20 protein-coding genes and 1 rRNA gene are annotated in these 25,640 nt (G+C 72.0%); 13 read left to right on the plus strand and 8 right to left on the minus strand.

Features of this window, described 5'->3' with window-relative positions; translation table 11 throughout:
• Window positions 1–80: 80 nt before the first annotated feature.
• From rrf to IDM40_RS28395, 3 genes are all read left to right on the plus strand, one after another.
• A 5S ribosomal RNA gene (rrf, locus tag IDM40_RS24650) occupies window positions 81–196 on the plus strand.
• Window positions 197–338: 142 nt separating this feature from the next.
• Window positions 339–977 (plus strand): class I SAM-dependent methyltransferase, encoded by a 639-nt coding sequence (locus tag IDM40_RS24655; RefSeq protein WP_193124455.1) that lies wholly within the window; start codon window positions 339–341, stop codon window positions 975–977.
• A gap of 651 nt (window positions 978–1,628) precedes the next feature.
• The gene (locus IDM40_RS28395; RefSeq protein WP_235997918.1) at window positions 1,629–5,555 is read left to right on the plus strand and encodes a transglycosylase domain-containing protein; all 3,927 of its coding nucleotides are present in this window, start codon (window positions 1,629–1,631) and stop codon (window positions 5,553–5,555) included.
• Window positions 5,556–5,871: 316 nt separating this feature from the next.
• Here the strand turns inward: IDM40_RS28395 and IDM40_RS24665 are convergent, their stop codons facing one another.
• The 4 genes from IDM40_RS24665 to IDM40_RS24680 all read right to left on the minus strand — a co-directional run bounded on the left by IDM40_RS24665 (window position 5,872) and on the right by IDM40_RS24680 (window position 10,250).
• Window positions 5,872–6,933, minus strand: coding sequence for a glucosidase family protein (locus IDM40_RS24665; RefSeq protein ID WP_193124456.1), 1,062 nt, complete (start codon window positions 6,931–6,933; stop codon window positions 5,872–5,874).
• A gap of 8 nt (window positions 6,934–6,941) precedes the next feature.
• Window positions 6,942–7,664: a class I SAM-dependent methyltransferase gene (locus IDM40_RS24670; RefSeq protein WP_193124510.1), complete on the minus strand. Its 723-nt coding sequence runs from the start codon at window positions 7,662–7,664 to the stop codon at window positions 6,942–6,944.
• Window positions 7,661–8,995, minus strand: coding sequence for a glycosyltransferase family 4 protein (locus IDM40_RS24675; RefSeq protein WP_193124457.1), 1,335 nt, complete (start codon window positions 8,993–8,995; stop codon window positions 7,661–7,663). The genes IDM40_RS24670 and IDM40_RS24675 overlap by 4 nt, the downstream gene beginning before the upstream one ends.
• A gap of 223 nt (window positions 8,996–9,218) precedes the next feature.
• Entirely contained in the window at window positions 9,219–10,250 is a 1,032-nt protein-coding gene (locus IDM40_RS24680) for an MBL fold metallo-hydrolase (RefSeq protein ID WP_193124458.1), read from the minus strand.
• 344 nt (window positions 10,251–10,594) lie between these two features.
• On the opposite strand from IDM40_RS24680, the gene IDM40_RS24685 reads away from it, so the two are divergent.
• Complete coding sequence (locus IDM40_RS24685; RefSeq protein WP_193124459.1) at window positions 10,595–11,209, plus strand: TetR family transcriptional regulator; 615 nt, start codon at window positions 10,595–10,597, stop codon at window positions 11,207–11,209.
• A gap of 84 nt (window positions 11,210–11,293) precedes the next feature.
• On the opposite strand, the gene IDM40_RS24690 is transcribed toward IDM40_RS24685, so the two are convergent.
• Window positions 11,294–12,784: a sigma-70 family RNA polymerase sigma factor gene (locus tag IDM40_RS24690; protein WP_193124460.1), complete on the minus strand. Its 1,491-nt coding sequence runs from the start codon at window positions 12,782–12,784 to the stop codon at window positions 11,294–11,296.
• A 362-nt stretch (window positions 12,785–13,146) separates the two neighbouring features.
• The gene (gene nadA / locus IDM40_RS24695) at window positions 13,147–14,139 is read right to left on the minus strand and encodes a quinolinate synthase NadA (RefSeq protein WP_193124461.1); all 993 of its coding nucleotides are present in this window, start codon (window positions 14,137–14,139) and stop codon (window positions 13,147–13,149) included.
• Between the two features lie 136 nt (window positions 14,140–14,275).
• Here nadA and IDM40_RS24700 point away from each other — a divergent pair, with 136 nt between their 5' ends.
• From IDM40_RS24700 to IDM40_RS24725, 6 genes are all read left to right on the plus strand, one after another.
• The gene (locus IDM40_RS24700; RefSeq protein WP_407940044.1) at window positions 14,276–15,022 is read left to right on the plus strand and encodes an NUDIX hydrolase; all 747 of its coding nucleotides are present in this window, start codon (window positions 14,276–14,278) and stop codon (window positions 15,020–15,022) included.
• Between the two features lie 22 nt (window positions 15,023–15,044).
• On the plus strand, window positions 15,045–15,722 hold the full coding sequence (locus IDM40_RS24705) for an HAD family hydrolase (protein WP_193124462.1): 678 nt from the start codon (window positions 15,045–15,047) through the stop codon (window positions 15,720–15,722).
• A gap of 258 nt (window positions 15,723–15,980) precedes the next feature.
• A complete protein-coding gene (locus IDM40_RS24710; protein ID WP_193124463.1) occupies window positions 15,981–17,096 on the plus strand; it encodes an ATP-binding cassette domain-containing protein in 1,116 nt (371 codons plus the stop codon).
• Window positions 17,093–17,896 (plus strand): ABC transporter permease, encoded by an 804-nt coding sequence (locus tag IDM40_RS24715; RefSeq protein ID WP_193124464.1) that lies wholly within the window; start codon window positions 17,093–17,095, stop codon window positions 17,894–17,896. Before IDM40_RS24710 ends, IDM40_RS24715 begins: the two co-directional genes overlap by 4 nt.
• Window positions 17,884–18,564, plus strand: coding sequence for an ABC transporter permease (locus IDM40_RS24720; RefSeq protein WP_193124465.1), 681 nt, complete (start codon window positions 17,884–17,886; stop codon window positions 18,562–18,564). Before IDM40_RS24715 ends, IDM40_RS24720 begins: the two co-directional genes overlap by 13 nt.
• Before the next feature lie 40 nt (window positions 18,565–18,604).
• The gene (locus tag IDM40_RS24725; protein WP_193124466.1) at window positions 18,605–19,531 is read left to right on the plus strand and encodes an ABC transporter substrate-binding protein; all 927 of its coding nucleotides are present in this window, start codon (window positions 18,605–18,607) and stop codon (window positions 19,529–19,531) included.
• 104 nt (window positions 19,532–19,635) lie between these two features.
• Here IDM40_RS24725 and IDM40_RS24730 read toward each other — a convergent pair whose 3' ends face one another.
• Together IDM40_RS24730 and sppA are read right to left on the minus strand one after the other, a co-directional pair.
• Window positions 19,636–20,094 carry a flavin reductase family protein gene (locus IDM40_RS24730; RefSeq protein ID WP_193124512.1) on the minus strand — a complete coding sequence of 153 codons (459 nt, stop codon included), beginning with the start codon at window positions 20,092–20,094 and terminating at the stop codon, window positions 19,636–19,638.
• A 61-nt stretch (window positions 20,095–20,155) separates the two neighbouring features.
• Entirely contained in the window at window positions 20,156–21,877 is a 1,722-nt protein-coding gene (gene sppA, locus IDM40_RS24735) for a signal peptide peptidase SppA (RefSeq protein ID WP_193124467.1), read from the minus strand.
• Between the two features lie 176 nt (window positions 21,878–22,053).
• Between sppA and IDM40_RS24740 the strand changes: the two genes are divergently transcribed.
• The 3 genes from IDM40_RS24740 (at window position 22,054) to IDM40_RS24750 (ending at window position 25,603) form a co-directional block, all read left to right on the plus strand.
• Window positions 22,054–22,746, plus strand: coding sequence for a hypothetical protein (locus IDM40_RS24740; protein ID WP_193124468.1), 693 nt, complete (start codon window positions 22,054–22,056; stop codon window positions 22,744–22,746).
• Window positions 22,747–22,865: 119 nt separating this feature from the next.
• Window positions 22,866–24,164 carry a M16 family metallopeptidase gene (locus IDM40_RS24745; RefSeq protein ID WP_193124513.1) on the plus strand — a complete coding sequence of 433 codons (1,299 nt, stop codon included), beginning with the start codon at window positions 22,866–22,868 and terminating at the stop codon, window positions 24,162–24,164.
• Between the two features lie 92 nt (window positions 24,165–24,256).
• Window positions 24,257–25,603, plus strand: a complete 1,347-nt coding sequence (locus IDM40_RS24750) for a M16 family metallopeptidase (RefSeq protein WP_193124469.1) — start codon at window positions 24,257–24,259, stop codon at window positions 25,601–25,603.
• The last annotated feature ends 37 nt before the right edge of the window (window positions 25,604–25,640 follow it).

Below are 25,640 nucleotides of genomic sequence, written 5' to 3' on the forward strand. Positions count from 1 at the left end.
CGCATACTTGTTCACACGGTTTTCCCGTGCTTGGGCTGCTGACTGTTGTGTTGGTGGTGTGGGTGTGGGTGTTTGGTTTCCGTGGTGGTTATGGTGGGAGGGTCACACCCGGTCTCATTTCGAACCCGGTCGTTAAGTCTCCTTGCGCTGATGGTACTGCCCTGTGGTGGGGTGGGAGAGTAGGTTGCTGCCACGGTTTTTCTTTGAAGGGGGAGGGTCCTGTTTTCGGGGTCCTTCCCCTTTTTTTGTGCCCACACTTGTGAACATGTGAATGGCGTCCGGGCCTCTGTGGTGGGGTGGGAGAACGGTCGAACAGCGTTCGGTGGGAGAATCGGGCCATGACGAAGACAATTCCCTCCGAGCTCCTCGACGCAGCCGAATCGGCCAAGGGTTTCATGCCCACCGGTGAAGGAACGGTCCTGTTCGAGACCGTTCTGGAGTTTGCGCACCTCGGTCCGGTCGTGGAGATCGGTACCTATTGCGGTAAGTCCACGATCTTTCTGGGCGCCGCGGCGCGTGAGGCAGGAACGAAGATCGTGACGGTGGACCACCACCGGGGTTCGGAGGAACACCAGGTCGGATGGGAGTTCCACGACTCCGGACTCGTGGATGCGGAGACCGGACGGTTCGACACCCTTCCGCACTTCCGCCGCACCATCAGTGACGCCGGCCTGGACGACGAGATCATCGCCGCGGTCGGATCGTCCGTCGACGTGGCCTCGGTCTGGGGCAAGCCCCTCGGGATGCTCTTCATCGACGGCGGGCACAGCGAGCAGGCGGCCCAGAACGACTACACGCACTGGAGCCCGCACGTCGCCGACGGTGGCGCACTTGTCATCCACGACGTCTTCCCCGACCCCGCCGACGGCGGACGTCCGCCGTACAACATCTACTGCCGGGCGCTCGAGTCCGGTGAGTTCGAGGAGGTCCGAGCGGTCGGTTCGATGAGGGTCCTGCGCCGTACCGCCCGCATGTGACCACGCTCTCCACGATCCGTGTGCGGAGGTCCAACTCCGTACACGGTCTCCTTATGCGAGAGCGGTTATTCTTTGTTGGATCTGTGAGTGCTGGGCCACGCCGGCCAGTGAATGCACCAACACTCCTTCCCCGACACGCATGTTCCGGGTAAGCCTTCGGTAAGAAGGTCGTGCATGGTCACGGATCCGGCCGTGCTGTGGTTACGGCCGGGTATCGTGTTGGTGAGGGTGCGGCGATGGCGGCGTTATTCCCCGAAATACCGCTTCGGTACTGACTTCGACTGAACGATCAGGGGCACTCGCGCGTCGAACACCAGGACGGCATGGTGCCGTACATGACTTGATCATGGGGGCGGGGAGCTGAGCAAGAGCGCATACGGCGACGGCGGGACGGATGGGCAGCGTCCCGAGACGAACACGCCGGAGACGGACGAGACCTCTGCTGAAGAGCTGCCCAAGGGAACCGGGACCGACGGTGAGGCGCCCGAGACCGGCAACGGCCGGAGCGAGCCCGCCGAGGACCGGGAGCGCGGCGACAGCGGGGCCGAGGACGAGCCCGCCGGCGAGGACGACGGTGGCGACAGTGACGACGGGCCGGAACCCGAGTTCGTTCCGGGCGGCGCGATCGCCTTCAAGACCAGCGGGACCTTCATGAGGGACCGCGTGGCCCAGAGCCTCGCCGAGCAGGGATACACGTCCCAGGGGGATCCCTCCGGGGATGACGCTTCCTCCGAGGACGGCGACACCGGATCCGGGGACGACGGTGGTGACGCCGGGGAGAGTGCCTCCGACGACACCTCCGGGACCTCCTCGGACGACGGGTCCTCGGCCGAGCAGGAGACCCCCGCCGCCGGGAAGGACGAGCCGGCCGACGGCGATGACACTGACGTGTCGGACCCCGAGGACGAGGACGCGTCCGCCACGGTCGACACCGCGTCCGGCGGCGCTGCTGCAGCGGCCGCCGCCACTGCGGCGAGTGCGACCGCCGCGGGTGATGGCTCCGACAAAGGCGCGTCGGACGAGGACGCGGACGCCGACACCGAGGCGGCCGACGAGCAGGCCGACGGTGGTTCCGGCGACAGCTCCGCCGAGAAGGGTGAGGACGGCCCCGAGGACGAGGCGTCTGACCGTGCCGATGCATCCGACGATGCGGGTGCGGCCACGGCGGCCTCCCCTTCCGACGGGACCGAGATCTCCGACAAGAAGCCCGACAGCACAAAGGCGAGCGCGGCTCAGTCCGACGCCGACGCCGAGGACACCGACGCGTCCGCCTCGGACGACGAAGGCTCCGACGACGAATCCGTGTCCGGGGCTGCGGCGTCCGGTGCGAGCGCGGCAGCGTCCGGAGACCAGGGCGAAGCAGCTGACCGGAGCGAATCCGGTGACGCTTCCGCCGAGGACAAGAAGGCCGATGCCGAGTCCGACTCGGACGAGAGCAGTGCCGCTGCTTCCGCTGATGAGGACACCGAGGACGAGGACGCGTCCGCCACCGTCGACACCGGTGGTTCCGGTGCTGCCGCCGTGGCCGCAGCCGCTGCCGCGAGTGCGAGCACGGGTGCGACCGCGGCCGCGGCGACGGCCGATGGGGACGACGCCGGGTCCGAGGACGGCACCGCGGACGGTTCCGAGGGCGACGACAGCGGTTCCGAGCAGTCCGACACCTCCGACGATGGTTCCGACGAGCACGGCGCGGGGGCCGGATCCTCCGACCCCGCCCCGGCCACCGAGGTCATCCCGGCGCTGGGAACCGACGACGACTCGGGTGAGGACACCGCGGACAGCGGTTCCGACGACGACGTGAGCAGCTCCGCAGCCTCCGCGGGGACCGCCTCCACCGAGAGCGCCGGGGACGCCGACGGCGAGGACGCCTCGCCCGCCACGCAGCCCTTCGCGCTGCCCGACCCCGACGAGGACACCGAGTCCGCCGCCGAGAGCGCCGGTGCCACGTCCGCCGGCTCCGCGTCCGAGGGGGACACGGACGCGACCGACGACGAGGCCAGGACCGAGATCTTCGCGGCCGCGGCCCCGCCGAGCACCGAACCGGTGGCCGGCCCCGCCCCGGAAGGGCAGGGACCCAGCGACTCGGACAGCACCTCCGACGACAGCACGTCCGGTGAGGACGGCTCCGCCGACGCCGAGACCTCGTTCTGGCCTGCACCGCAGCGCTACTCCGAGTACTCCGAGGAGAACGAGTCCGAGCCCGCCGCCGCAGGTGACAAGCCCGAGGGCGAGGAGGACGAGGGTTCCGGCGCGGGTGCCGCAGCCGGAGCCGCGGCCGCCGGTGCTGCTGCCGCGGGCGCCGCTGGGGTCGCTGCGGCCGGTACCGCTGAGGCGGCCGAGGGAGGGGCCGGTGAGGGGCAGTCCGCCGCGGGCTCCGGCTCGGACGGCACCGGTTCCGACGGTTCCGAGGCCTCCGGCGGCCCCGGGGGACCCAAGGGCCCGGGCTCCAAGGCCGACAAGAAGAAGAACCGGCCGATGTGGTGGCGCATCCTGCGTCCCGTGCTCATCGTCATCGGTGTCTTCCTGATCCTGGGCATCGGCGGGTTCGCCTACCTCTACACCACGGTCGACGTGCCCGACGCCGCTCAGGCCGAGGCCACCGACCAGGGCTCCACGTTCTACTTCGCGGACGGCGAGACCCAGTTCGCCGAGCGCGGCACCAACCGCGACCCCATCTCCTACGACGAGATGACCGCCGGCGGCGACCACGTCGTCGAGGCGATGATCTCCGCCGAGGACCGCGGCTTCTGGAGCGAGCCGGGTGTGTCCGTCAGCGGCACCGCCCGCGCCGTGTGGTCGACCGTCACCGGGCAGCAGGTCCAGGGCGGGTCCACCATCACCCAGCAGATGGTGCGCAACTACTACGAGGGCGTCTCCCGAGAGCAGTCGGTCGGCCGCAAGATCCAGGAGATCATCATCTCCATCAAGGTCGACCAGGACGAGTCGAAGGAGTGGGTGATGGAGCAGTACCTCAACACCATCTACTTCGGTCGACAGGCCTACGGGATCCAGGCCGCCGCGGAGTCCTACTACCACAAGGACGTCGACGAGCTCACGCCCGAGGAGGCCGCGTTCCTGGCGGCCGCGATCCAGCAGCCGCACCCGTTCGGCGAGGCCGACGTCCTGGACTCGACCGAGCCGCTGGAGCGCCGCTGGCAGTACGTCATCGACGGCATGGTCACCACCGGTGCGATCACCGAGGACGAGGCCGCGGAGATGGAGTTCCCGGTTCCCGAGGCCGAACGCCCGGCCGACGGCACCGACGTGAGCGGCTACAAGGGCTACATGCTCCAGGAGGCGATGAACGAGCTCGAGCGGCTCGGCTTCACCGAGGACATGGTCCAGCGCCACGGGTACGAGATCGTCACGACCTTCGACGAGGACATGATGGAGGCCGCGCACGACGCGGTCGAGGAGACGGTCCCGCACGACAGCGTGCCCGAGGGCGTGAACCTCGGCATGACCACCATCGACCCGGAGACCGGCGAGGTCGTGGCGTTCTACGGGGGAGACGACTACCTCGAGAACCAGTACGACACGAGCTTCCACGGTGCCGCGCAGGCCGGTTCGGCGTTCAAGCCGTACGTGCTCGCGACCGCGCTGGAGGAGGGCTACAGCCTCGACTCGAGGGTGGACGGGCGCGGCCCGCGCGACGTGCAGGGGTCCCGGGTGCAGAACGCCGGCAACGACCCCGGCGGCGTCATGAGCCTGACCCAGGCCACGCAGGAGTCCAACAACCTGGGCTTCGTGGAGCTGGCCGGTGAGGTCGGGTACGAGAACATCCGGGACACCGCCTATGCGTCCGGGTTCCCCGAGGGCAGCATCGACGACAACCAGCTGGTTCCGGTCATGCCGCTGGGTGCGGTGAGTGTGCGCCCGGTCGACCAGGCCAGCGGGTTCGGCACCTTCGCGAACGAGGGTGTGCACGTCGAGCCGCACGTGATCCGGGAGATCAACAACACCGAGGGGGAGAACGAGCGCCCCGAGGTGGAGAGCAACCGGGCCCTGGAGGAGTCCACCGCCGCGGACGTCACCCACGCGCTGGAGCAGGCCGTCAACGGCGGTACGGGCACGGCGGCGCGGTTGGCCGAGCACCCCACGGCGGGCAAGACCGGGACCACCGACGGCAGCGTGGCCGCCTGGTTCGTCGGGTACACCCCGCAGCTGTCGACGGCGGTGGGTGTCTACAGCGGGGACAACGAGAGCTTCTCGATCCCCGGGCACAACATCTCCGGTGGCGGCCTGCCCGCGACCCTGTGGAACAACTACATGTCGCGGGCGATGGAGGGCTACGAGCGGGGCGAGTTCCCGCCGCCGGCCAACGAGGGCACGACGGAGAACTGGGCGCCGGACACCGCCACCCAGGAGCCGGAGGAGCAGCCCGAGGAGGAGCCGCAGGAGCCCCAGGAGCCGCCGGAGGAGGAGCCCCCGCCAGAGGAGGAGCCGCCGGAGGAGGAGCCCCCGCCGGAGTTCCCGCCGCCGGGCGAGGACGACCCCGAGATCCCGGATCCGCCTGAGGAGCCGGGTATCCCGGAGGACCCCGAGCCGGGTGACCAGATGGCACGCAGCGAGGACTGAGCCTCGCACACGAGGGAGGGCGCCACCGCCGCACGGGCGGGGCGCCCTCTTCTCGTGTCCGGGATGCACCGGGAAAGGTCGGAGGCCCCGGAGGTCCCTCGGTGCTGCGGCGCGAGTGAGCGTCCTGCAGGCGTCGTGGTCGGGGCGCCGGAGGCGCGACTCCCGCGTTGGTGGTGTGGGGGAGCCACGTGCCGAGGCATGGGCCCGGTCGTTGGCGGAAACCGGCGGTCGGACGCCCTGCGGGGTGGTGTCGGCGGAGGCCGGCCCTGTGGCCTGTCGGCCGCGGCCGGGTGGGTCGGCGACCCACCCGGCGTGCTCAGGCCCAGGTGTGCAGGAAGACGCGGGAGCCCTCGGTGGTGCGGGTGAGGGCGTCCACGGCCAGGATCACGGCCGCCGACGTCCAGGTGCTGCGTTCCAGCGGCCACCGGACCTGCTCGGCGAACTGGTACCCGGTCCAGTACACGCCGTCGTCGGGGTCGCGCAGGTGCTGCACGTCCCGCAGGATCCGGGTCCCGGCGTCCGTCTCGCCCATGGCCGCGAGGGTGAGCACCAGCTCCGAGGACTCGGCGGCGGTCACCCACGGCTGGTCGCTCACGCACCGCACGCCCAGGCCGGGCAGGACGAAGGTGTCCCAGCGCTCGTTGAGGCGTTCCTTGGCCGCGGTCCCCTGCACCGCACCGCCCAGGACCGGGTAGAACCAGTCCATCGAGAACCGGCTGCGGTCGGCGAACAGGTCCTCATGGCCGTTGATGAGATCGGCCAACCGGTCGGCCGCCTGCGTCCACGCGGGCCGCGGCTCGCCCAGGCGGTCGGCGAGCGCGGCACCGCACCGCAGTGCGTGGTGCACGCTCGCGCACACCGTCAGCAGCGAGTGGTCGCCGGGGGAGCCGTCCTCCGAACGCGCCCACAGGATCTCCCCGTGGTCCCCGCGCAACGCCAGCACGAACTCCAGCCCGCTCTCCACGGTCGGCCACAGGCGGCGGGCGAAACCGGTGTCGCCTGTGGTGAGCAAGTGGTGGAACGCGCCCACGGCCGGGTAGGCGGCGTGGTTGGCCTCCCGCAGTGTGGTGGCCGGCTCACCCTGCCGGAACTTGGCGGGCCACCCGCCGTCCGGGCACGCGGAGGACTCCAACCACAGGTACGCGCGCAGGGCCGCCTCCGCGTGCTCGGGCACCTCGAGCCCGGTCACGGTCAGGGCCATGGCGCACTCGACGTGGTCCCACACGTCGGTGTGGCCGCCCGGGAACCACGGGATCGCACCGCCGGGCTCCTGGCAGCGCACCAGGTAGTCCGCCGAACGCCGGAGCTCGTCGCCCGTGAGCACACCCGGCAGGCGCAGCGGTCGCGGCTCGGCCGTTCCCGGCGCGGGGGCGGTCATCTGCGGCCTCACGCGGTACCGAGCGGTTTGCGCACGTACACGATCACGCTCTTGCCGATGACGGGGTTGAGGAGCTTCTCGGCCACCCGCGTGACCTTGGGCGCCTGCAGCATGTCCCACACGAGCATCTCGTGGTAGGCCTTGGCCGCAGGGTGGTCGTCGTTGTCGGTGCCCACGGCGCACTTGATCCACCAGTAGGGGGCGTGCAGGGCGTGCGCGTGGTGGTGCGGGCCGATCACGAACCCGGTCGCCTTGAGCTTGGCCTCCAGCTCGGCGCGGGTGTAGATGCGGATGTGCCCGCCCTCGTTGGTGTGGTAGTCCTCCGACAGGGCCCAGCACAGGCGCTCCGGCAGGAAACTGGGCACGGTGACGGCCGCGATGCCGCCCGGGCGCAGCACCCGGTACAGCTCCTTCATGGCGGCGGTGTCGTGCGGCAGGTGCTCGAAGATCTCGGCGGCCACGACACGGTCGAAGCTGCCGTCGTCGAAGGGCATGTCGAGGGCGTCGCCCTTGACGGTCTCGGCGCTCGCGGACGCGGGCGCCTCGCCCTCGGTCTTCATCGCGCCGAACATGGTCTCGACCTCGGCGAGGTCCTCGACGTTCTGGTCGAAGGCGACCACGTCCGCGCCGCGGCGGTAGATCTCGAAGGCGTGGCGGCCGCCGCCGCAACCGAGGTCGAGGACGCGGTCGCCCGGGCCGACGGGGAACAGGGAGAAGTCGACGGTGATCAGTGGAGGCTCCTAGGGCGAGTCGGGTCGGTGCTGGTCGGGTGCGGGGCGGCCCCGTCGATCGTTGCGGCGTAACGCCGGGCGGTCAGCTCCGCGACGGCACGCCAGGTGAAGCGTTCCTGGACCCGGTCCCACGCGGCGGCGCCCATGCGGGCACGTTCGTCGGGGTCGTCCATGAGGGCGCCGATCTCCTTGGCGAGGAGTTCGTCGTCGCCGGGGGCGATGAGGCGGCCCGCGTCGCCGTCGGTGCCCACGACCTCGGGCAGGGCGCCGGCATGGCTGGCGATCAGCGGGGTCCCGCACGCCATGGCCTCCACGGCGGGCAGGGAGAAGCCTTCGTAGAACGACGGGACGACGGCGACCTCCGCGGAGGCGATGAGGTCGCCCAGGGCGGTGTCGTCGATGCCGCTGACGAACTCGACGCGGTCGCGCAGCCCGAGTTCGTCGACGAGGCGGTCGGTGGGCCCGTCCTCCCGGGGTTTGCTGACCACGGTGAGGCTGATGTCGCGTTCCTCCGCCAGCCGGGCGGCGGCGCGAAGGAGCACGGCCACGCCCTTGAGGGGGCTGTCGGCGCTGGCGGTGCACACGATGCGGCCGGGCACGCGTGCGGTGTCCGGGCGGGGATGGAAGTGGCGGGTGTCCACGCCCAGCGGGGTGACCTCCATGTGCTCGGGGCGCACACCGAACTCGCGGGCGATGTCGTCGGCGGAGGACTGGGACGGCACCAGGATCGGGTCGAGCTTGCGGGCCACGCGCGCCTGCATGCGCACGAAGGAGTACCAGCGGCGCTTGGTGAGCTTCTGCAGGCCGCGGGCTTCCTCGAGCTCGATGCGGCGGTCGACGCTGATGGGGTGGTGGATGGTCGTGACCAGGGGGAGCCCGGCCGCGCGGATGCCGAGCAGGCCCCAGCCGAGCGTCTGGTTGTCGTGGACCACATCGAAGTCGTCCAGGCGGCGCCGGAGTTCGCGGTTGGCGCGCAGGGAGTAGGTGAGAGGTTCGGGGAAACCGGCCGTCCACATGGTGGCGACCTCGAGCACGTCGATCCAGTCGCGCCACTCGCGCAGGGGCGGGGCGGTGAAGGGTGCGGCGTCGTTGTAGAGGTCGAGGGAGGGGATCTTCTCCAGTTTCACGCCCTCGTCGAGCACGGGGTAGGGCTGGCCGGACAGGACGGTGACGTCGTGTCTGAGCGCGGCGAGTTCGCGGGACAGGTGCCGGACGTAGACACCCTGTCCGCCGACGTGCTGCTTGCTCCGGTAGGAGAGCAGGGCCACGCGTAGGGGGCGCGTGTGGGAGGGCCGTGGGCTCGGTCCCGTGTTGTCGACCGGCAGGGTCAAGAGTCCACCTCTTCGTCGGTTCGCTGGCCCGTCCCGCCCGTGCCCCGCCGCCGGCCCTGGGAGGGGCCGCGGCTCGGTGGCCGGCCTGCGCCGCGGGCCGCCGGAGGGGACGCGGTCGTCTGCGGCGCGGAGCGGGTGCCCGCCGGTGAACAGGCGTGGGCGACCACATGTTACTCGGCAGTTGGGTTCGGTGCGGAGGGCGGGCCGGGTCTGGGACCGGATCTTATGCGGGGCTTGCGGGGGCGGCGACGGCGGCCCACAACGGGAGGTCGGGCGTGCCGGTGCGGGTGGCGCGCCCGCGCTCCTCGAGCAGGCGCAGGTGGGCGACGGTCTCGGCGGCGGCCATGTGCCGGGCGCGCACGCGCATGTCGGCCCATCGGCGGCGCCAGGTGAGGCCGGAGGTGATCTGCCACAGGGTCGCCCGGCCCGCGTGGCGGAGGAGGGCGGACATCTCGTCGAGGCGCTCCTCGTGGTGTTCGGCGATGGCCCCGGCGCGTTCGGAGAGACCGGTGAAGCGGTGTTCGTGTGAGGGAAGGCACAGTAGCCGGTCGGCCTCGGGGATGCGTCCGACGGCGGCCTGGGAGGCGATGAAGTCACCGAGGGGGTCGCCGTCGGTGGAGAGCAGGGGGAACTGGCCCACGTGCGGGGTGATGCGGGGTAGGACGTGGTCGCCGGTGAAGAAGACGTCGGCGTCGTCCAGGTGCAGGCACAGGTGCCCGGGGCTGTGGCCGGGGGTCCACACGGCGCGCAGGGTGCGGCCGGGCAGGTCGACGGTGTCGCCGTCCTTGAGGGCCAGGTCGGGCACGGCGGAGGGTTCGGGGAGGTCGGTCTCGGCGGCGAAGGCGGCCAGGTCCTCCTCGGGGAACCCTGCGCGGCGGAGTTGGCCGGCCAGGGCGGTGACCCGTTCGTGTGCGGGTTCGGCGGCCAGGCGTTCGGTGATGTCGATGTCGGCCGGGTGCATGGCGATCCAGGCGCCGGAGGCCGCGCGCAGGCGTCCGGCCAGGCCGGCGTGGTCGGGGTGGAAGTGGGTGAGGACCGCGCCCCGGATGCCCTCGATGCTGTGGCCGGTCCGTTCGACGGCGCGGGTGAGGGCGTCCCAGGACTCCTCGTGGTTCCAGCCGGTGTCGACGAGGACCGCGCCGTCGTCGCCGGACACGAGGTAGACGTAGGTGAAGCCGAGCGGGTTGCCGGGGATGGGCACGGGCAGGCTCCAGACGCCGTGGCCGAGCTCCTCGACCCGGGGCATCTCTCGCATCCTGACACCTCTCCTGTCGAAACCGAATCGGATTCGATGGTACTGGCGCGGGTCTCGGGCCGACGGGGCAGGTCGGGGTCGACGCGGCAGGTGGAGGCGAATAGAACATATTCTATTGAGCCTGGACGGAAGGGGTGAAAACTCTCCTCCGACTCTCGTATAACCACTGCCACGTCGCATGATGAGGCGCGGATCATGGGTTCGATCGGCTGCGCGCGCGGGAATGGCTCGGATAACGTGTTCTCATTGAGGCGCCCGCGCGGAGGCTGAGGCGCCGGTGAGCTGGGTTCCAGGGCCGCGGCGGACGGGCAGCGCGCGGGCCGAAGAGGAATGGGAGAGATCCTGTGGCCGTGCAGGCGCCGACCGGAACGCTGTCGCGAAGTCAGACCCAGCGTCGCAAACGCATCGTGCAGACCGCCGCGGCGCTGGCCGTGCGCGGCGGTGTCGAGGCCATGCAGATGCGCTCGGTCGCCGAACGGGCCGGGGTCGCTCTGGGCACCCTGTACCGCTACTTCCCGTCCAAGATGGACCTCGTGGTCGCCGTGGTCACCGAGGAGCTCGACCTGCTCGAGGGCGGGATCGTGCGCCGCCCTCCCACGGCCGACACCCCCGCCGGACGCGCGGTCGACGTGCTGCTGCGCGCCACCCGCGGGCTCATGCGCGAGCCGGAGCTGGCCGACGCGCTCGTGCGCTCCCTCATCATGGCCGAGGTCAAGATCGAGCTCGACGTGCGCATCTCCGACCTGGTCTGGCGTGTGGTCACCGGTGCACTGGACACCGACGAGGAGGGTCACCCGGTCGATCCGGTGGACCGCCATGACGAGGGGTACGTGCTCGTCGGGTCGCTGACCAGCGTGTGGATCTTCGAGCTGGTGGAGATCCTCAAGGGCCGCCGCACCGTCGACGAGGCCGAGGAGCGCCTGCACCTGACCGCCGAGCGGCTGCTCGCCGGGTTCTGACCACGCCGTAGGTCGGGGATCTTGCTACTGGAGCAGGTATCGGCGCTGAAGTTGGCTCTGGTAGCAAGATCTCCGCAGGAAGCGCTAGGTGTCGTTCGGGCCGAGGAACAGGTCCAGCAGCCCGCCGATGACGCCGCTGCGGCCCCTGTCCTCCTCCGGCGCCTCCTCCTCGGGCGGTTCGGGGGCCTCGGGGTCGCCGGGGTCGCCGGGGTCGCCGGGGTCCGGGTCGGAACCGGGCGGGTCCCCGTCCCGCGGCGGATCCGGGTCCTGCGGGTCCTGCGGCGGTTCCGGCGAACCCCCGTCTGCGCCGTCCCGGTCCTCTCCGCCGCCCTCGCCGGGCGACTGCGGCGCGCTCGGCTCGGCATCAGGTCCGCTCGCCCCGTCACCGGGCGTCTGTGTCCTGTCGGATCCGCGGTCGCTGGGGGAGGCGCTCTCCCCGGGGTCCTCGCGCAGCGCCGGGCCGGGTGCGTCGTCGGACGCCGTCGGTGCCGCGCCCGACACGGGCGGGGACGAATCGGGCCCGGCCGTTTCCGGGCTCACGACGGTGGCGGGACCCCCGAGCGCGCTCGCCCACAGCCACAGGCCGACCGCCGCTGCCACCGTGGCCAGGCCCGACACCACGGGGAGCACACGCCGGGGGCGCTCGGGTTCGACCGGCGTCGGCGACTCACCGGGTGCGGCGAGGGAGGCGGTGTGCTCGGAACGCACCGGGTGGTCGGCCGTGGTCAGCCGGTCCTCCGGCAGCGGTCGCGGCAGGGGCACAGCCACCGCGGCGCCTCGGCCGCGCTGTCCTTCGGTCAGTATTCCGGGACGGGGCTCGGGCGCGGTCCCGGGCTCGTCCGCCCCCTCCTCTGCAGCGGACGTGCGTACCCGGTGGGCGGGGAAACCGAGGTCGTCGAGCGGTCGCATCGCCGCGACGATCCGCTCCCGCACGACGGTGAGTCCGGGGTCGGTGGCGCTCGCGAGGACCTCGCCGCGCAGGCCCGGGGGAGGGCCGGGCGGACGCAACTGCTCCAGAGCGGACGCGACCCGCTCCGCACGGTGCCGCCGCAGGGTCGCGGGCGCATGCTCGTCGTCCTCCTCCAGCGGGTCGGGTGTGTCCCGGAGCCCGCGCAGGTTGTCGTCGGCCCTGCGCACCGCGGAGCGGGTCAGCTCCACGCACATGCCGGGGGACAGGCCCAGGATCCGGGACACGTCGGCCGGGGGCAGCCCGTGGCGCAGGTCGAGTTCGACCAGTTCGCGCTGGCCGGCGGGCAGGTGCGCGAACATGCGCGCGACCGGTTCCTCCGCGGCGACGGTGGCCAGATGGGTGTAGGGACACGAGCGTGCGAGCCCCCGCTGTTGGCAGGCGGCCCGGGTGAGGGCGTAGATCCAGGGGGTGCGTGCGGTGCCCGCGGCGCGTTCGCCGTCCAGGAGCGTCGCGGCCACGAGCGCGTCGTGCACCGCCTCCGTGGCGCGCTCCGCGTCCCCGCCCAGCAGCGACCAGGCGTACCGGTACAGCGGAGCGGCGAAGGCGTCGTGGAACGTGCGTGCGTCGGCGCCCGTCGGTTCGCCGGATTCGGTCCCTCTGGTCACGATTCTCCCCCCGCTCTCCCCGTGACGCTAGCGACGCGTGCCCGGTGGCGTGGGGGAATCGGTGAGCTGTGTCCTGAAGGTAAGGGTTCTGTTACCCCTACCTCCGGGTAAGGGGGAGGGTCGTCCCGAGGGCGTCACCGGAACCGGGGCCCGGAACGGTTTCCGGCGGCCGCCGGAGCATGGCACTGGTCCCCGGCAGTCGGCACGCCGCTCTCGGGCCGCCCGGAGGGTGCCCCGAGCCACCCCGCCACTGGGAGAGCCGTACCGAAGCGCCCCTGCCTCGGGGCGGTCGCCGGGTCGCCCTGCTGGTCCGAGCCGAGTCCTCTCCGGGGCACCCCGAACCGGGGCGGGCCCCTCCCGCGTCACTCCCCGCCGCGGGAAGGGCTGCCGATGGAGACCATGCGCTCCACGGAACGCCGGGCCCGCTCGGAGACGTCGGCGTCCACCGTGATCTCCGTGGTCCCGTTGCGCAGCGAGTTCAGCAGCTTCTCGGGGTCGATCATCTTCATGTAGTGGCACTCGGCCCGGTCGTTGACCGCCTCGAACTGCGTGGTGCCGTTGGCGTTGCGCAGCTGGTGCAGCATCCCGGTCTCGGTGGCGATGAGGACCTTGGCCGCGTCGGTCCGCTCGGCCGCGTCGAGCATGCCGCCCGTGGAGAGCACCTTGACGCGTTCCTGCGGCACGGCACCGCTGCCCACCAGGTACAGCGCCGACGTCGCGCACCCGCACTCGGGGTGCACGTAGACCTCCGCGTCGGGTTCGGAGTCCACCCGCTCGCGCAGGGTGTGCCCGTCGATGCCGGCGTGCACGTGGCACTCGCCCATCCACACGTGGATGTTCTCCCGCCCGGTGACCCGCTTGACGTGCGCGCCCAGGAACTGGTCCGGCAGGAACAGGATCTCCCGGTCCTCGGGGATCGACCGGATCACGTCGGCGGCGTTGGACGAGGTGCAGCAGATGTCGGTCTCGGCCTTCACCGCGGCGGTGGTGTTGACGTAGGCGACCACCACGGCGCCGGGGTGCTCGGCCTTCCACGCCCGCACGTCCTCGGCGGTGATCGTGTCGGCCAGCGAGCACCCGGCGTTCGGGTCGGGCAGCAGGACCGTCTTCTCCGGCGCCAGGATCTTGGCGGTCTCGGCCATGAAGTGCACGCCGCAGAACACGATGGTGCGCGCCTCGACCTGCGCGGCCAGCCGGGACAGCGCCAGGGAGTCGCCGGTGTGGTGGGCCACGTCCTGGATCTCGGGCCGCTGGTAGTTGTGCGCGAGGATCACGGCGTCGCGTTCCTCGGCCAGGCGGCGGACCTCCTCGGCCCAGGCCTGTCTGCTCGTGCTGTCGGTGGCGGTGGCTGTCATGGCGCTGCTCCCTCGGGGGCCGGAAAAGCACGGTGCCGGTGACCGTGCGGGGGGTGGTCCATGCCCTGAGCAGAGTTTTTGTCTGTCAGGCACAAACTCGATGAACCTTAACATGGTGCTCGACGGAAGGGACAGGGTGGATATCCCGCACGCGAACGCACCAGTTGCACCCGCCGCCGGCGAGGAGGGCCCCGGCCGACCGCAGCCCCCGAGGTTCGGCCACGAGGCGCTCGCCGTCGTGCTCCAGATCCGGGACGGAGAGCTGTGCGTCCTGCTCTGGCGCCGCGCACTGCCCCCGTACGAGGGTTTCTGGGCCCTGCCCGGCGGCGCACTCGGCGTCGGCGAGGACCTGGGCGTGTCCATCCGCAGACAGCTCGCGCAGAAGGTCGACGTGCGCGACCTGGCCCACCTCGAACAGCTCGAGACCCGAAGCGACCCCGAACGCGACCCCCGGCACCGCACCCTGGCCACCGCCTACCTCGGCCTCGTGCCCGCCGACGTCGACCCGATCGTGCCCGCCGACACCGGCTGGCACCCCGCCGCCGACCTGCCCGCCATGGCCTTCGACCACGCCTCCGTCGTCCGCTCCGGGCGCCGCAGGCTGCGCGCCAAGCTCGGCTACACCAACGTCGGGTTCGCACTGGCCCCGCCGGAGTTCACCATGTCCCAGCTCTCCGGCTACTACTGCTCCGCGCTGGGACACGACGTGGCCGCCACGAACCTGCGCCGGGTGCTGCTGCGGCGCGGACAGATCGAGGAGACCGGACGTTCGGTGCCCTCGGGGCGCTCGGGCGGGCGGCCCGCGGCGCTCTTCCGCTTCCGCGACCGGAACCTGCAGATCACCGACGAGTTCGCGGTCCTGCGCCCGCCGAACGCGTCCTGAGGCGCGGGTACACTGCCACACCGTGACCATTCGTACCGTGGTGTTCGACGTCGGTGAGACGCTGATCGACGAGACCCGAATCTTCGCGCGCTGGGCCGACCGCATCGGCGTTCCGCACCTGGCCTTCTTCGGCACCATCGGCGGCGTCATCGCCTCCGGCGGAACCCACCTGGACGCCTTCCGCCTGTTCGTGCCCGGGTTCGACCTGGCCACCGAGAGCGCGCTCTGGCGCGACCAGGACCCCGACGGCCCGCGCGAACACTTCGGCCCCGAGGACCTCTACCCCGACGTGCGCCCCGGCTTCGCTGCCCTGCGTGCCCAGGACCTCACCCTCGTCATCGCCGGGAACCAGCCCCCCGAGGCCGGGCCCGCGCTGGCGGCCATGGACCTCGGTGTGTCCGGGATCGGCATCTCCGACGATTGGGGCGTGGCCAAGCCCGACCCCGTCTTCTTCGACCGCACCCTCGACCTGGTGCGCGAGGCCCGCCCGGGCACCGAACCCGGCGAGATCCTGTACGTGGGGGACCGCACCGACAACGACGTGCTCCCCGCCCGCGCCGCCGGGATGCGCACCGCCCTGCTGCGCCGCGGGCTCTACGGCTACCGCCACGCCGAACACCCCGACGCCGCCCGCGCGGACGTGGTCGCCGACGACCTGTTCGCCCTGGACACCTGGATCGCCGAGCACAACCGCGCCTGATCCCACCCGAGGGCAGCGCACTCGCCGCCCCGCCACCGCCCGACCTGCGCAGACCGTGCCCCGGGCCCGCACACCCCGCACCGCCCCACAGCCGGCCACCGTGCCGTGTCCCCGGAACCCCTGTCCTGTCGGACTTGCGTGCGCTGCGGCGTGTCACCCGTTTGATCCCTCCGAAGGTGGGTAGCGTGCGAACCTGCGCACGGCCCGAACCCCCGCGGGGCCACCCCGACACCGTCCGCGAATGGAGACCACCCACCGATGATCACGTTCGAGGGCGCCGCCAAGCACTATCCGGACGGCACCGTCGCCGTGGCAGGTCTCGACCTCACCGTCGAGAGCGGCCGCACCACCGTCTTCGTCGGCCCCTCCGGAAGCGGCAAGACGACCTCCCTGCGCATGGTCAACCGGATGGTCGAACCCACCTCCGGCAAGGTCCTGGTCGACGGACAGGACGTGCGCTCCCAGAACCCGGCCCAGCTGCGGCGCTCCATCGGCTACGTCATCCAGCAGGCCGGCCTGTTCCCGCACCGCACGGTCCGCGACAACATCGCCACCGTCCCCCTCCTCCTCGGCTGGGGACGCGGCCGCGCCCGGGCCCGCGCCGCCGAACTCATGGATCTGGTCGGGCTCGAACCCTCCCAGGCCAAGCGCTATCCCCACCAGCTCTCCGGCGGACAGCAGCAACGGGTGGGTGTGGCCCGCGCGCTGGCCGCCGACCCGCCCGTCCTGCTCATGGACGAGCCCTTCAGCGCCGTCGACCCCGTGGTCCGCACCGGTCTGCAGGACGAGCTCCTGCGGCTGCAGGCCGAGCTGCACAAGACGGTCGTCCTCGTCACCCACGACATCGACGAGGCCATCAGGATCGGCGACCGGATCGCGGTCTTCCGCCCCGGCGGGGAACTCGCCCAGTACGACACCCCCGAACGCCTGCTGACACACCCCGTCGACGACTTCGTGGAGTCCTTCATCGGCTACGACCGCGGGGTCCGCCGCCTGGCGTTCTTCCCCGCGAACGGCCTCTCCCTCCGCGAGGACGTGGTGCTGGACGACCAGGACACCGTCGAACGCGCCCTCAACACCGTCGACACCGCCGGGGAACCGTGGGCCCTGGTGGTGGACCAGCTCCGCCGACCGCTCGGATGGGTGGCCGCCGACCGGCTCCGCCGCGAACCCTCCGGCGTAGAGCTGGGCCGGCTCGACCTCACCGCCTACGGGCACACCTTCGACGTCGAACGCGACTCCCTGCGGGCCGCCCTCGACGCCGCGGTGCTCTCCCCGGCCGGGCGGGCCGTGGGGGTGGACGCCGACGGGCGGGTGCTCGGCGTCGTCTCCCAGGCCGACCTGGGCGGCGCGATCTGGTCGGTGTCCGGATGAACGCCGTGTGGGACTGGGCCTCCGGCGTCGTCGACTGGGCGGTGGCCAACTGGAGCCACCCCGGCGACGACGAACGCGGCGTGTGGCCGCGGCTGGTCGAGCACGCGCGCCTGGCCTACGTGTCGATCCTCATCGGCCTGGCCCTGGCGCTCCCGCTCGGTCTGGCCTGTGTTCGCTGGACCCGCCTGTATCCGCCGGTGCTCACGGGTGTGAACGTGCTCTACGCGGTGCCCTCCATCGCGCTGTTCTTCCTCATGCTGCCCTACACCGGGTTCAGCGACTGGACGGCGATCGTGCCGCTGGCGCTGTACACCCTGGTCATCCTGCTGCCGAACGTGGTCGACGGGCTGCGCCAGGTCCCCGAGCACGTGCGCCAGGCCGCGGTCGCGATGGGGTTCGGGCCGCTGCGGCGGCTGATCACCGTGGAGACGCCCGTCGCGCTCCCGGTCATCATCGCCGGGCTGCGGGTGGCCTCCGTCGCCACCATCAGCATGGTCAGCGTGGCCTCCCTCGTGGGGCTCGGAGGGCTCGGGCAGCTCATCCTCAGCGAAGGCTTCCGCCGCCAGTTCGACGCCCCCATCGTCGTGGGCATCGTGCTGACCGTCCTGCTCGCCTTCGCCACCGACGCCCTGCTCGTGCTCGCCCAGCGCCTGCTCACCCCCTGGGCCCGCAGCGGGGGCAGGCGCGGGCGCCGGCACCGGGCCGCCGTGCCCGCCGGTGAAGCGACCGACGCCGACGCGGGCACCGACCCGACCCAGACCGCCGACTCCGGGAACGGGGCACGCCCATGGACGTCCTGAACGAGCTCGTGGCCTGGTTCGCCGACCCCGGCCAGTGGAGCGGGCCCGGCGGGATCCCCGCGCGCACCGCCGAGCACGTCCAGTACTCCCTGCTCGGACTCCTGGTCGCCGCGCTCATCGCGATCCCGGTCGGCCTGGTCACCGGGCACACCGGGGTCGGCGGGTTCACGACCGCGAGCCTGGCCAACTTCGCCCGCGCCCTGCCCACCATCGGGGTGCTCTTCCTCATCGTGCTGGCGGCCGGCATCGGACTGGTGCCCGTGGTCATCGCGCTGGTCGCCCTGGCCGTGCCGCCGATCCTGGTCAACACCCACGAAGGTGTGCGCCAGGTCGACCCGGCCCTCAAGGACGCCGCGCTGGGCATGGGCATGCGCGGCCCCCAGGTGCTGCTGCGCCTGGAGCTCCCCGTGGCCGTCCCGCTGGTCATCAACGGCCTGCGCACCGCCGCTGTGCAGGTCGTGGCCACCGCCACCATCGCCGCCTACGTCGGGGTGGGCGGTCTGGGCCGGTACATCGTCGACGGGCAGGCCCGCCAGGACCTCACGATGATGCTCGGCGGGTCCGTCCTGGTGGTGCTCCTGGCCGTGGTCACCACCCTGTTGTTCGCCGGTCTGAGCCGACTCCTGGTCGCCCCCGGACTGCGATCCCTGGCCGCCTCCGCACGGTAGCGGCCACCGACCCGGTTCCACCCACGTAAGGACCAACGACATGCGCAACGGGATCAGCTTCGCCGCACTGCCCCTGACCGTGCTCCTGCTGAGCGCGTGCGGGGCCAGCGACCCCTTCGAGGACGACGGCGGAGAGGACGGCGGCAACGGGGAGGGCGGCGGCGCAGGGGACGGCACCGTCGTCATCGGCTCCGGGGACTTCCCCGAGAGCACCCTGCTCGCCGAGGTCTACGGCCGGGCCATGGAGGCCCAGGGCGTGGACGTGGAGTACCAGCTCAACATCGGCAGCCGGGAGGTGTACTACTCCCAGGTGGAGGAGGGCAACCTCTCCGTCTTCCCCGAGTACAACGGCTCGATCCTGGCCTACCTCGACGACGACGCCCCCAGCGGCACCCCCGAGGAGACCGACGCGGCCGTGGAGGAGGCGCTGCCCGAGGGGCTGGAGATCCTCGACTCCTCCGAGGCCGAGAACAAGGACTCGGTGACCGTCACCCAGGAGACCGCAGACGAACACGACCTGGAGAGCCTCGCCGACCTCGAGGGGGTCGCGGAGGACCTCACCATCGGCGGCCCGCCCGAGTTCGAGACCCGGCACCAGGGCCTGGTCGGCCTGGAGGACGTCTACGGCGTCGAGTTCGGCGAGTTCCGGTCCCTGGAGGTCGCGCTCCTGACCCAGGCGCTGCTGGACGACGACATCCAGGCCGCGAACCTGTTCACCACCGACCCGCAGATCGCGGTGGAGGACTTCGTGGTGCTGGAGGATCCGGAGAACGTGTTCGGCGCGCAGAACGTCACGCCCCTGGTCAACTCCGAGCAGGTCGACGAGACGGCCCGCGAGGCCCTGAACGCGGTCTCGGCGGAGCTGACCACCGAGGACGTCACCGCGCTCAACGAACGGGTGGTCGTGGACAACGAGAACGCCGCGGACGTGGCCCAGGACTGGCTCGCCGAGGCCGGCCTGGACTGACCGGGACACGGGGGACGTGATCCCCGGTTGTCCCGCCCCGTGACGACGAGGAGCCCCGCGCCCGGTCCTGCCGGCCGCGGGGCTCCCCCCTGCGCGAAGCCGCGTCAGTCGATGGCTTGGTACCGGCCGACGCGGCGCACCAGCGCGGCCCCCTGCCCCCTCACCGCGGGCATACCGATCACGTCGGCGAAGAAGACGGTGTGGTCGCCCACCTCGACGGTGTGCCGCACCCGGCACTCCATCGCCGCCAGTGCTTCCTCCAGCACCAGCGCCCGCGTGTGCTCGCCGCGGGTGTGCGGCTGGTTGGCGGCCAACAGGCGGGCACTGGGGCGCCCCTCGGCGGCGAAGCGCCCGGCCAGGGCCTTCTGCGAGGCCCCCAGGACGTTCACCGCGAAGGCCCCCACCTCCGCCATGACCTCGGCCATGTAACCGGAGGAGTCCACACTCACCGAGACCACCGGCGGCTCGGCCGAGATCGACCCGAAGGCGGTCACGGTCGCGCCGATGTCGTCGCGTCCGTCGGCGACGGTCACGACGGTCACCCCCGTCGCGACCGCGGACATCGCGTCCAAGTACTCGCTCACTGCTGTCTCGTCCCCCGTGTCGTACGTCGTGCGGCGCCGGTCAGCGCAGGTTCCAGTATCCCGGCATGGTCAGCGGGCCGGCGTCGGGCAGCCCCAGGCGCGCGGCCGCGCCCGCCAGTGTGCCCCACGGGTTGAGCGTGGTCTCCGGGTCGGAGGCGGCCAGGTCCTCGCTCGACTCGTGCTGGCGCAGGCGGTCCAGCGGGTGCGGGCGCGGGAACACGCGCACGGGCAGCGCCCCCTCGCCGATGCGGTCGCGCACCATACGGACCGCGGTCTCCAACCCGCCGAGCTCGTCGACCAGGCCGCGCTCGCGGGCGTCCGCTCCGGTCCAGATGCGGCCCTTGGCGACCTCGTGGATCTCGTCCCACGTGCGGCCCCTGGCGCGCGCGACCTTGGCCACGAAGTCCTCGTAGGTGTTGTCCAGGATCGCGTTGATGCGTTCCCACTCCGAGTCGGTGAAGCGCCGGTCGGGGTGGAACATTCCGGCGTGCTCGCCCCGGCTCACCGCGTCGGTGGTCACGCCCAGGCGCTCCAGGAGCTTGCCGTAGACGGGCTTTCCGGTGATCACACCGATGGAGCCGGTGATGGTGCCGGGCTGGGCGACGATCGCGTCCGACCCCAGGGCGACGTAGTACCCGCCGGAACCGGCCACACCGCCCATCGTGGTGATGACGGGCTTGCCAGCCTCCTTGGTGAGCTCGCTCTCGCGCCGGATCAGGTCGGAGGCCACCGCGGAACCGCCACCGCTGTCGACCCGGAAGACCACACCCCTGACCTGCGGGTCCTGGCGGGCGGCCCGGAACGCCGCGCCGACGGTGTCCGAACCCATGACGGTGCCGCCCGACATCGGTGAACGCCGGGACCGGCCGAGTGTGATGGCGCCCGAGGCCGAGATCACCGCGATGTGGCCGGGGCCTCCGGCGACCCGCGGCCGCGGCGGAGGGGTGTGCCGGCGGTGGTAGCGGGTGACGAACTGCAGGCGGGGTTCGGCGTCGTGTTCGTCGCCGACCTTCTCCAACAGGTCGGAGTAGACCTGGTCGCGGTAGCCGAGCCGGTCCACGAGCCCGGCGTCCAGGGCCTCCTCGGCCAGGATCGGACCGTTGCCGATGAGCTCGCGCACCCGCTCCTCGGTGAGCCCGCGGGCCTCGGTGACGCCCTCCACCAGCTGGGCGTTGAACGAGTCCAGGAGCGCGTCGACGGCCTCGCGGTGGGCGTCGGTGAACCCGGTCTCGGTGTAGGTGTCCATCGCGCTCTTGTACTCGTGGCGCCGGCCGACCTCGAACTCCACGTCGAGCTTGTCGGTCGCGCCCTTGAGGAAGAACTGCTGCCACTGCAGGCCGGTGAGCCCGACCATGCCGGTGGGCGCCAGCACGATCTCGGAGAAGGCGGTGGCCATGTAGTAGGGCAGGTTGCCGTTGCCGCCCTCGCCGAAGCTGTCGGCCCACGCCACCGCGGGTTTGCCGGTGGAACGGAAGTCGGCGATGCAGTCCCGTAGCTCCTGTGCGCGCGCGAACCCGAAGGAGCGTGCGTCCACCCGCACCACGAGCGCGGCGACGTGCGGGTCGCGCGCACCGCGGCGGATGCCCTCGACGACCTCGAGGTAGTGCTGCTTGCGCCGGTTGAGGAGCTGGCCGATGGGGTCGCCGGGGTTCTCGTCGACCACCCCTTCGGACAGGTCGAGTTCGAGCACGACGGGCGCCTTGGGGCCGGGTGCGAACCGCTTCAGGGACAGGGGTTCCGTGATCTTCGCGAGGTCCACCATGGGCTCACCCTAATCCCGCTGTCCAGGAGGCCGCCGGGCCCCGCGGGGCTTCGCCCCGGGCCGGGGCCGGGTCGTCGGCCCCGTCCCCTCCCTCCCGGTACGCGTGCCGTGTCGGGGGGCGCTAGGGTTCGGGTCGGATCTGTTCGGGAACGGGCACACGGCTTGAGAGGGACGACATGGCGGGCACGACGGGTGGGGCTGTCCACAGGAGGCTGCGCGGACGCGTCGGCGCGGGCGCGGGGGCCGCGGCCGCCGCGGTGCTCGTGCTCGGTGCCTGCGGTGGCGACGACGGCGGCGGTTCCCTGGAGGACGTCGAGCTCCAGGCCGGCGAGGGCGGGATGATGCCGCCCGTGGCCCCGGAGGGCTCCGAGGGCACCGAGGCCCTCGACGTCGACGGCGTGAGCATCGAGGCCCCCGAGGACTGGGAGGTCCAGAACGAGGGCGGCACCCTCTGCCTGACCCCTCCCGGCCAGCCCGCCTGCGCCTACGGGTCGATCCAGCTCTTCACCGGCGCCGCCGACCAGCACCCGCAGAACTGGCCGCTGCAGGGGGAGGCCTTCAGCGACGACGACGGCTGGGCCGACAACACCGACAGCTGCCGCAGCCTCAACACCGCTGCCTCCGGGAACATCGACGTCGAGGGCGCCGATCTCACCAACCCGGGGGAGTTCGCCACGCACGCCGACGACCTCAAGTCCCACCACGCGGTGTGGAACGTCTCCTGCGTCAACGGCGACGAGTTCGAGGTGCGCATGTGGTTCCTGCCGGTCTCCGACGTGCTCCTGTACGTGTGGTCGGCCGACCCGCAGCACGACCAGCTCTACGACGAGGTCGCCGCGTCGATGGACACCAGCGACCACAACGGCTGAACCCCCGACGGATTCGCAGTTCCGGTGCCTACGCGCTCCTCGGAGGCCATAGGGTCGTAGTCGTCACACGACGAACAGTTCAGCTACGGCGCGGATCGGGGTGCAGCCTGGTGACCATCATGGGAGCGGCGGAACGGATCGGACAGTTCACACTGGACAACGGGCTCCGGCTGGTGACGGCGCCCGCGTCCACCGGCCAGGTCGCCGCCGTGAACCTCTGGTACGGGGTCGGGTCGCGCCACGAGGTGCCCGGCCGCACGGGGTTCGCGCACCTGTTCGAGCACCTGATGTTCCAGGGCAGCGGGAACGTCGCCAAGGCCGAGCACTTCGACGTCGTGGAGCGCCTGGGCGGTGACATCAACGCCTCGACCTCCACCGACCGCACCAACTACTTCGAGACGGTGCCCACCCACGCCCTGGACCTCATCCTGTGGCTGGAGGCCGACCGCCTGGCGTCCCTGCGCGAGGGCATGACCCAGGAAGTGCTGGACAACCAGCGCGACGTGGTCAAGAACGAGCGCCGCCAGCGCTACGACAACCAGCCCTACGGCACCGCCCTGGAGCGCATCCTGCGCCTGGCCTACCCCGAGGGCCACCCGTACCACCACCCCACGATCGGCTCGATGGCCGACCTGGACGACGCGGACCTCGACTACGTCAAGTCCTTCCACAAGGCCCACTACGGCCCCGACAACTGCGTTCTCACCGTCGTCAGCGACCTCGACCCCGAGGACGTCCTGGCGCGGGTGGAGAAGTTCTTCGGCGCCATCCCGGCCCGCGACGCCCTGCCCGAGACGCCCGACGCCTCGCTGAACTCGCCCCTGGGCGGCCCGGTGCGCGACGCGGTCACCGAGACCGTGCCCGCCCCCGGTGTGTTCATCGGGTTCCGGGTGCCGGCCTACGGCACACGCGAGTTCGACGTGCTCCACCTGGCCTCGGCCGTGCTCGGCCAGGGGCAGGGCAGCCGCCTGTACCGCGACCTGGTCGTGGACCGTCCCATCGCCGCCGACGACGGCGGTGCGGCCGCCGACATCCTGCCCTTCCGCTACACCGACAGCCTGCTGCTGGTGAACATGCTCGCCCGCGAGGGTGTCAGCGGCGACGAGCTCGAGCAGGCCGTGCGCAGGACCGTCGCCGAGCTCGCCGGAGGTGTGACCGAGGAGGAGCTGGACCGCGCCCGCGCCGTCCTGGAGCTCGACCACCTCCAGAGCATCTCGGGCCCCTCCGGTCTCGCCGACAGCCTCAGCTCCTGCGCCCAGCTCTTCGACGACCCGGCGCTGGCCTACACCTGGCCCGACCGGTGGAGCGACATCACCGCCGAGGAGGTGCGTGCCGCCGCCGAGCGCCTGCTCGTCGACGACAACGTGCTCGTGGTCCGCTTCGACCCCGAGGCCGCCGAGGTTCCGGCCGCTCCCTGACCGCGCGGCGGTGCGGCCCCGGCCCACGCCGGAAGAGCCGCCCGCCCGGGTTCCCATCGTCAAGCCGTTCGCAGCAGAAAGAGCCGCACAGCATGTCGCAGACCCGCCCGGAACTCGGGGCCCCGGCTTCGTTCACCTTCCCCCGGCCCCAGCGCGTCGACGTCGGGGCCGGCACGGTCGTCGCCATCGACGTCCCCGGCCAGCTCCTGGTCTCCCTCCGCCTCGTCCACCAGCACGGCGCCGCTCTCGAGCCGCTCGACGCCATGGGGGTGAGCCTCCTGACCAGCGAGGTCCTGGAGGACGGCCCCGACGGCAACAGCTCCCTGGCCCCGGCCCTGGAGCGCCACGGCGCCGAGTGGACCTCCCGCGTCACCTGGGACGCCTTCGTCACCGGGCTCGACGTCCCCGTCAACCGCCTCAACCAGGCGGTCGGCCTGTTCGCCGATGCCGTGCGCCGTCCCGCGCTCGCCGCCGACGACATCCTGCGCCGCCGTGAGCAGCTCGTGGAGCGCTTCTGGCTGGAGACCGCCTCCGCCCAGACCCTGGCCATGCGCAGCGTCGGCGGGCAGCTCTTCACGGGTCGCTACGGCACCCCGCTGGCCGGCGGGCCCGGCAAGCTCGGCGCGGTCACCCCCGAGCAGGTGGCCTCCTTCCACGGCGACACCTTGGCCTCCACGGCCGGCACGCTCGTGGTCGTCGGTGACCTGACCGGGGTGGACCTGTCCGAGCTCGGCAAGCGGGTCTTCGGCGACACCTCCGCCTCCCGCGAGCGCGACCTCACCGCGCCCGCCCCGCCGCCCGGCGAGCTCCCGCGCGTGGTCGTCGTCGACCGCCCCGGATCGGTGCAGTCGGCGCTGGTCGTCGCCCAGCGTGCGCCCTCCCGCAAGGAGGTCGACCTGCCGCGCGCCGAGGGCGTCAGCGAGATCCTGGGCGGGATGTTCACCTCCCGCCTCAACATGGAGCTGCGCGAGCGCCTGGGTTACACCTACGGCGCGGGTTCCGGCTTCGACCTGCGCCGCGACACCGGGGTGTTCCTCATGAGCACGCAGGTGGAGGCCGACACCACCGCGCACTCGATCACCTCCTCGTTGGAGCAGGTGAACAAGCTGCGCGACGAGGGCGTGACCGAGCAGGAGCTCGACACCGTGCGCGAGTCCAACACGGTGGGGCTGCCGGTGTCCTACTCCACGGCGCGGTCCATGGCGGGTGCGCTCGTGGACATGGTCGTGCACGACCTTCCGGACGACCACATCGACCGCCAGCGCGCCGGGTACGAGAAGCTCACCCGCGAGAGCCTGGACTCGGCGGCGCAGGAGTACCTGCACCCCGAGCAGTCGGTCGTGGTCGTGGCCGGGGACGCCGAGCGCCTGCGCGGCCCGCTGACGGAGACCGGGGTCGGCCCGGTCGAGGTCGTGGACCCCGAGACCCTCTGGGCCTGAAGCCCCACCGCCGGCCCTGACCCTTCCGGCGGAGCGA

The organism is Nocardiopsis coralli (assembly GCF_014892575.1).
GTDB classification, from domain to species: Bacteria; Actinomycetota; Actinomycetes; order Streptosporangiales; family Streptosporangiaceae; genus Nocardiopsis; species Nocardiopsis coralli.

Excerpts from the sequence above, each read along its gene's own strand:
- sppA (WP_193124467.1), bottom strand. The coding sequence starts at position 21,877 with ATGGTGGACCTCGCGAAGATCACGGAACCCCTGTCCCTGAAGCGGTTC.
- IDM40_RS24665 (WP_193124456.1), bottom strand. The coding sequence starts at position 6,933 with ATGACCGCCCCCGCGCCGGGAACGGCCGAGCCGCGACCGCTGCGCCTG.
- IDM40_RS24750 (WP_193124469.1), top strand. The coding sequence starts at position 24,257 with ATGTCGCAGACCCGCCCGGAACTCGGGGCCCCGGCTTCGTTCACCTTC.
- IDM40_RS24745 (WP_193124513.1), top strand. The coding sequence starts at position 22,866 with ATGGGAGCGGCGGAACGGATCGGACAGTTCACACTGGACAACGGGCTC.
- IDM40_RS24655 (WP_193124455.1), top strand. The coding sequence starts at position 339 with ATGACGAAGACAATTCCCTCCGAGCTCCTCGACGCAGCCGAATCGGCC.
- IDM40_RS28395 (WP_235997918.1), top strand. The coding sequence starts at position 1,629 with ATGAGGGACCGCGTGGCCCAGAGCCTCGCCGAGCAGGGATACACGTCC.
- IDM40_RS24720 (WP_193124465.1), top strand. The coding sequence starts at position 17,884 with ATGGACGTCCTGAACGAGCTCGTGGCCTGGTTCGCCGACCCCGGCCAG.
- IDM40_RS24730 (WP_193124512.1), bottom strand. The coding sequence starts at position 20,094 with ATGTCCGCGGTCGCGACGGGGGTGACCGTCGTGACCGTCGCCGACGGA.
- IDM40_RS24740 (WP_193124468.1), top strand. The coding sequence starts at position 22,054 with ATGGCGGGCACGACGGGTGGGGCTGTCCACAGGAGGCTGCGCGGACGC.
- IDM40_RS24710 (WP_193124463.1), top strand. The coding sequence starts at position 15,981 with ATGATCACGTTCGAGGGCGCCGCCAAGCACTATCCGGACGGCACCGTC.
- IDM40_RS24680 (WP_193124458.1), bottom strand. The coding sequence starts at position 10,250 with ATGCGAGAGATGCCCCGGGTCGAGGAGCTCGGCCACGGCGTCTGGAGC.
- nadA (WP_193124461.1), bottom strand. The coding sequence starts at position 14,139 with ATGACAGCCACCGCCACCGACAGCACGAGCAGACAGGCCTGGGCCGAG.
- IDM40_RS24725 (WP_193124466.1), top strand. The coding sequence starts at position 18,605 with ATGCGCAACGGGATCAGCTTCGCCGCACTGCCCCTGACCGTGCTCCTG.
- IDM40_RS24715 (WP_193124464.1), top strand. The coding sequence starts at position 17,093 with ATGAACGCCGTGTGGGACTGGGCCTCCGGCGTCGTCGACTGGGCGGTG.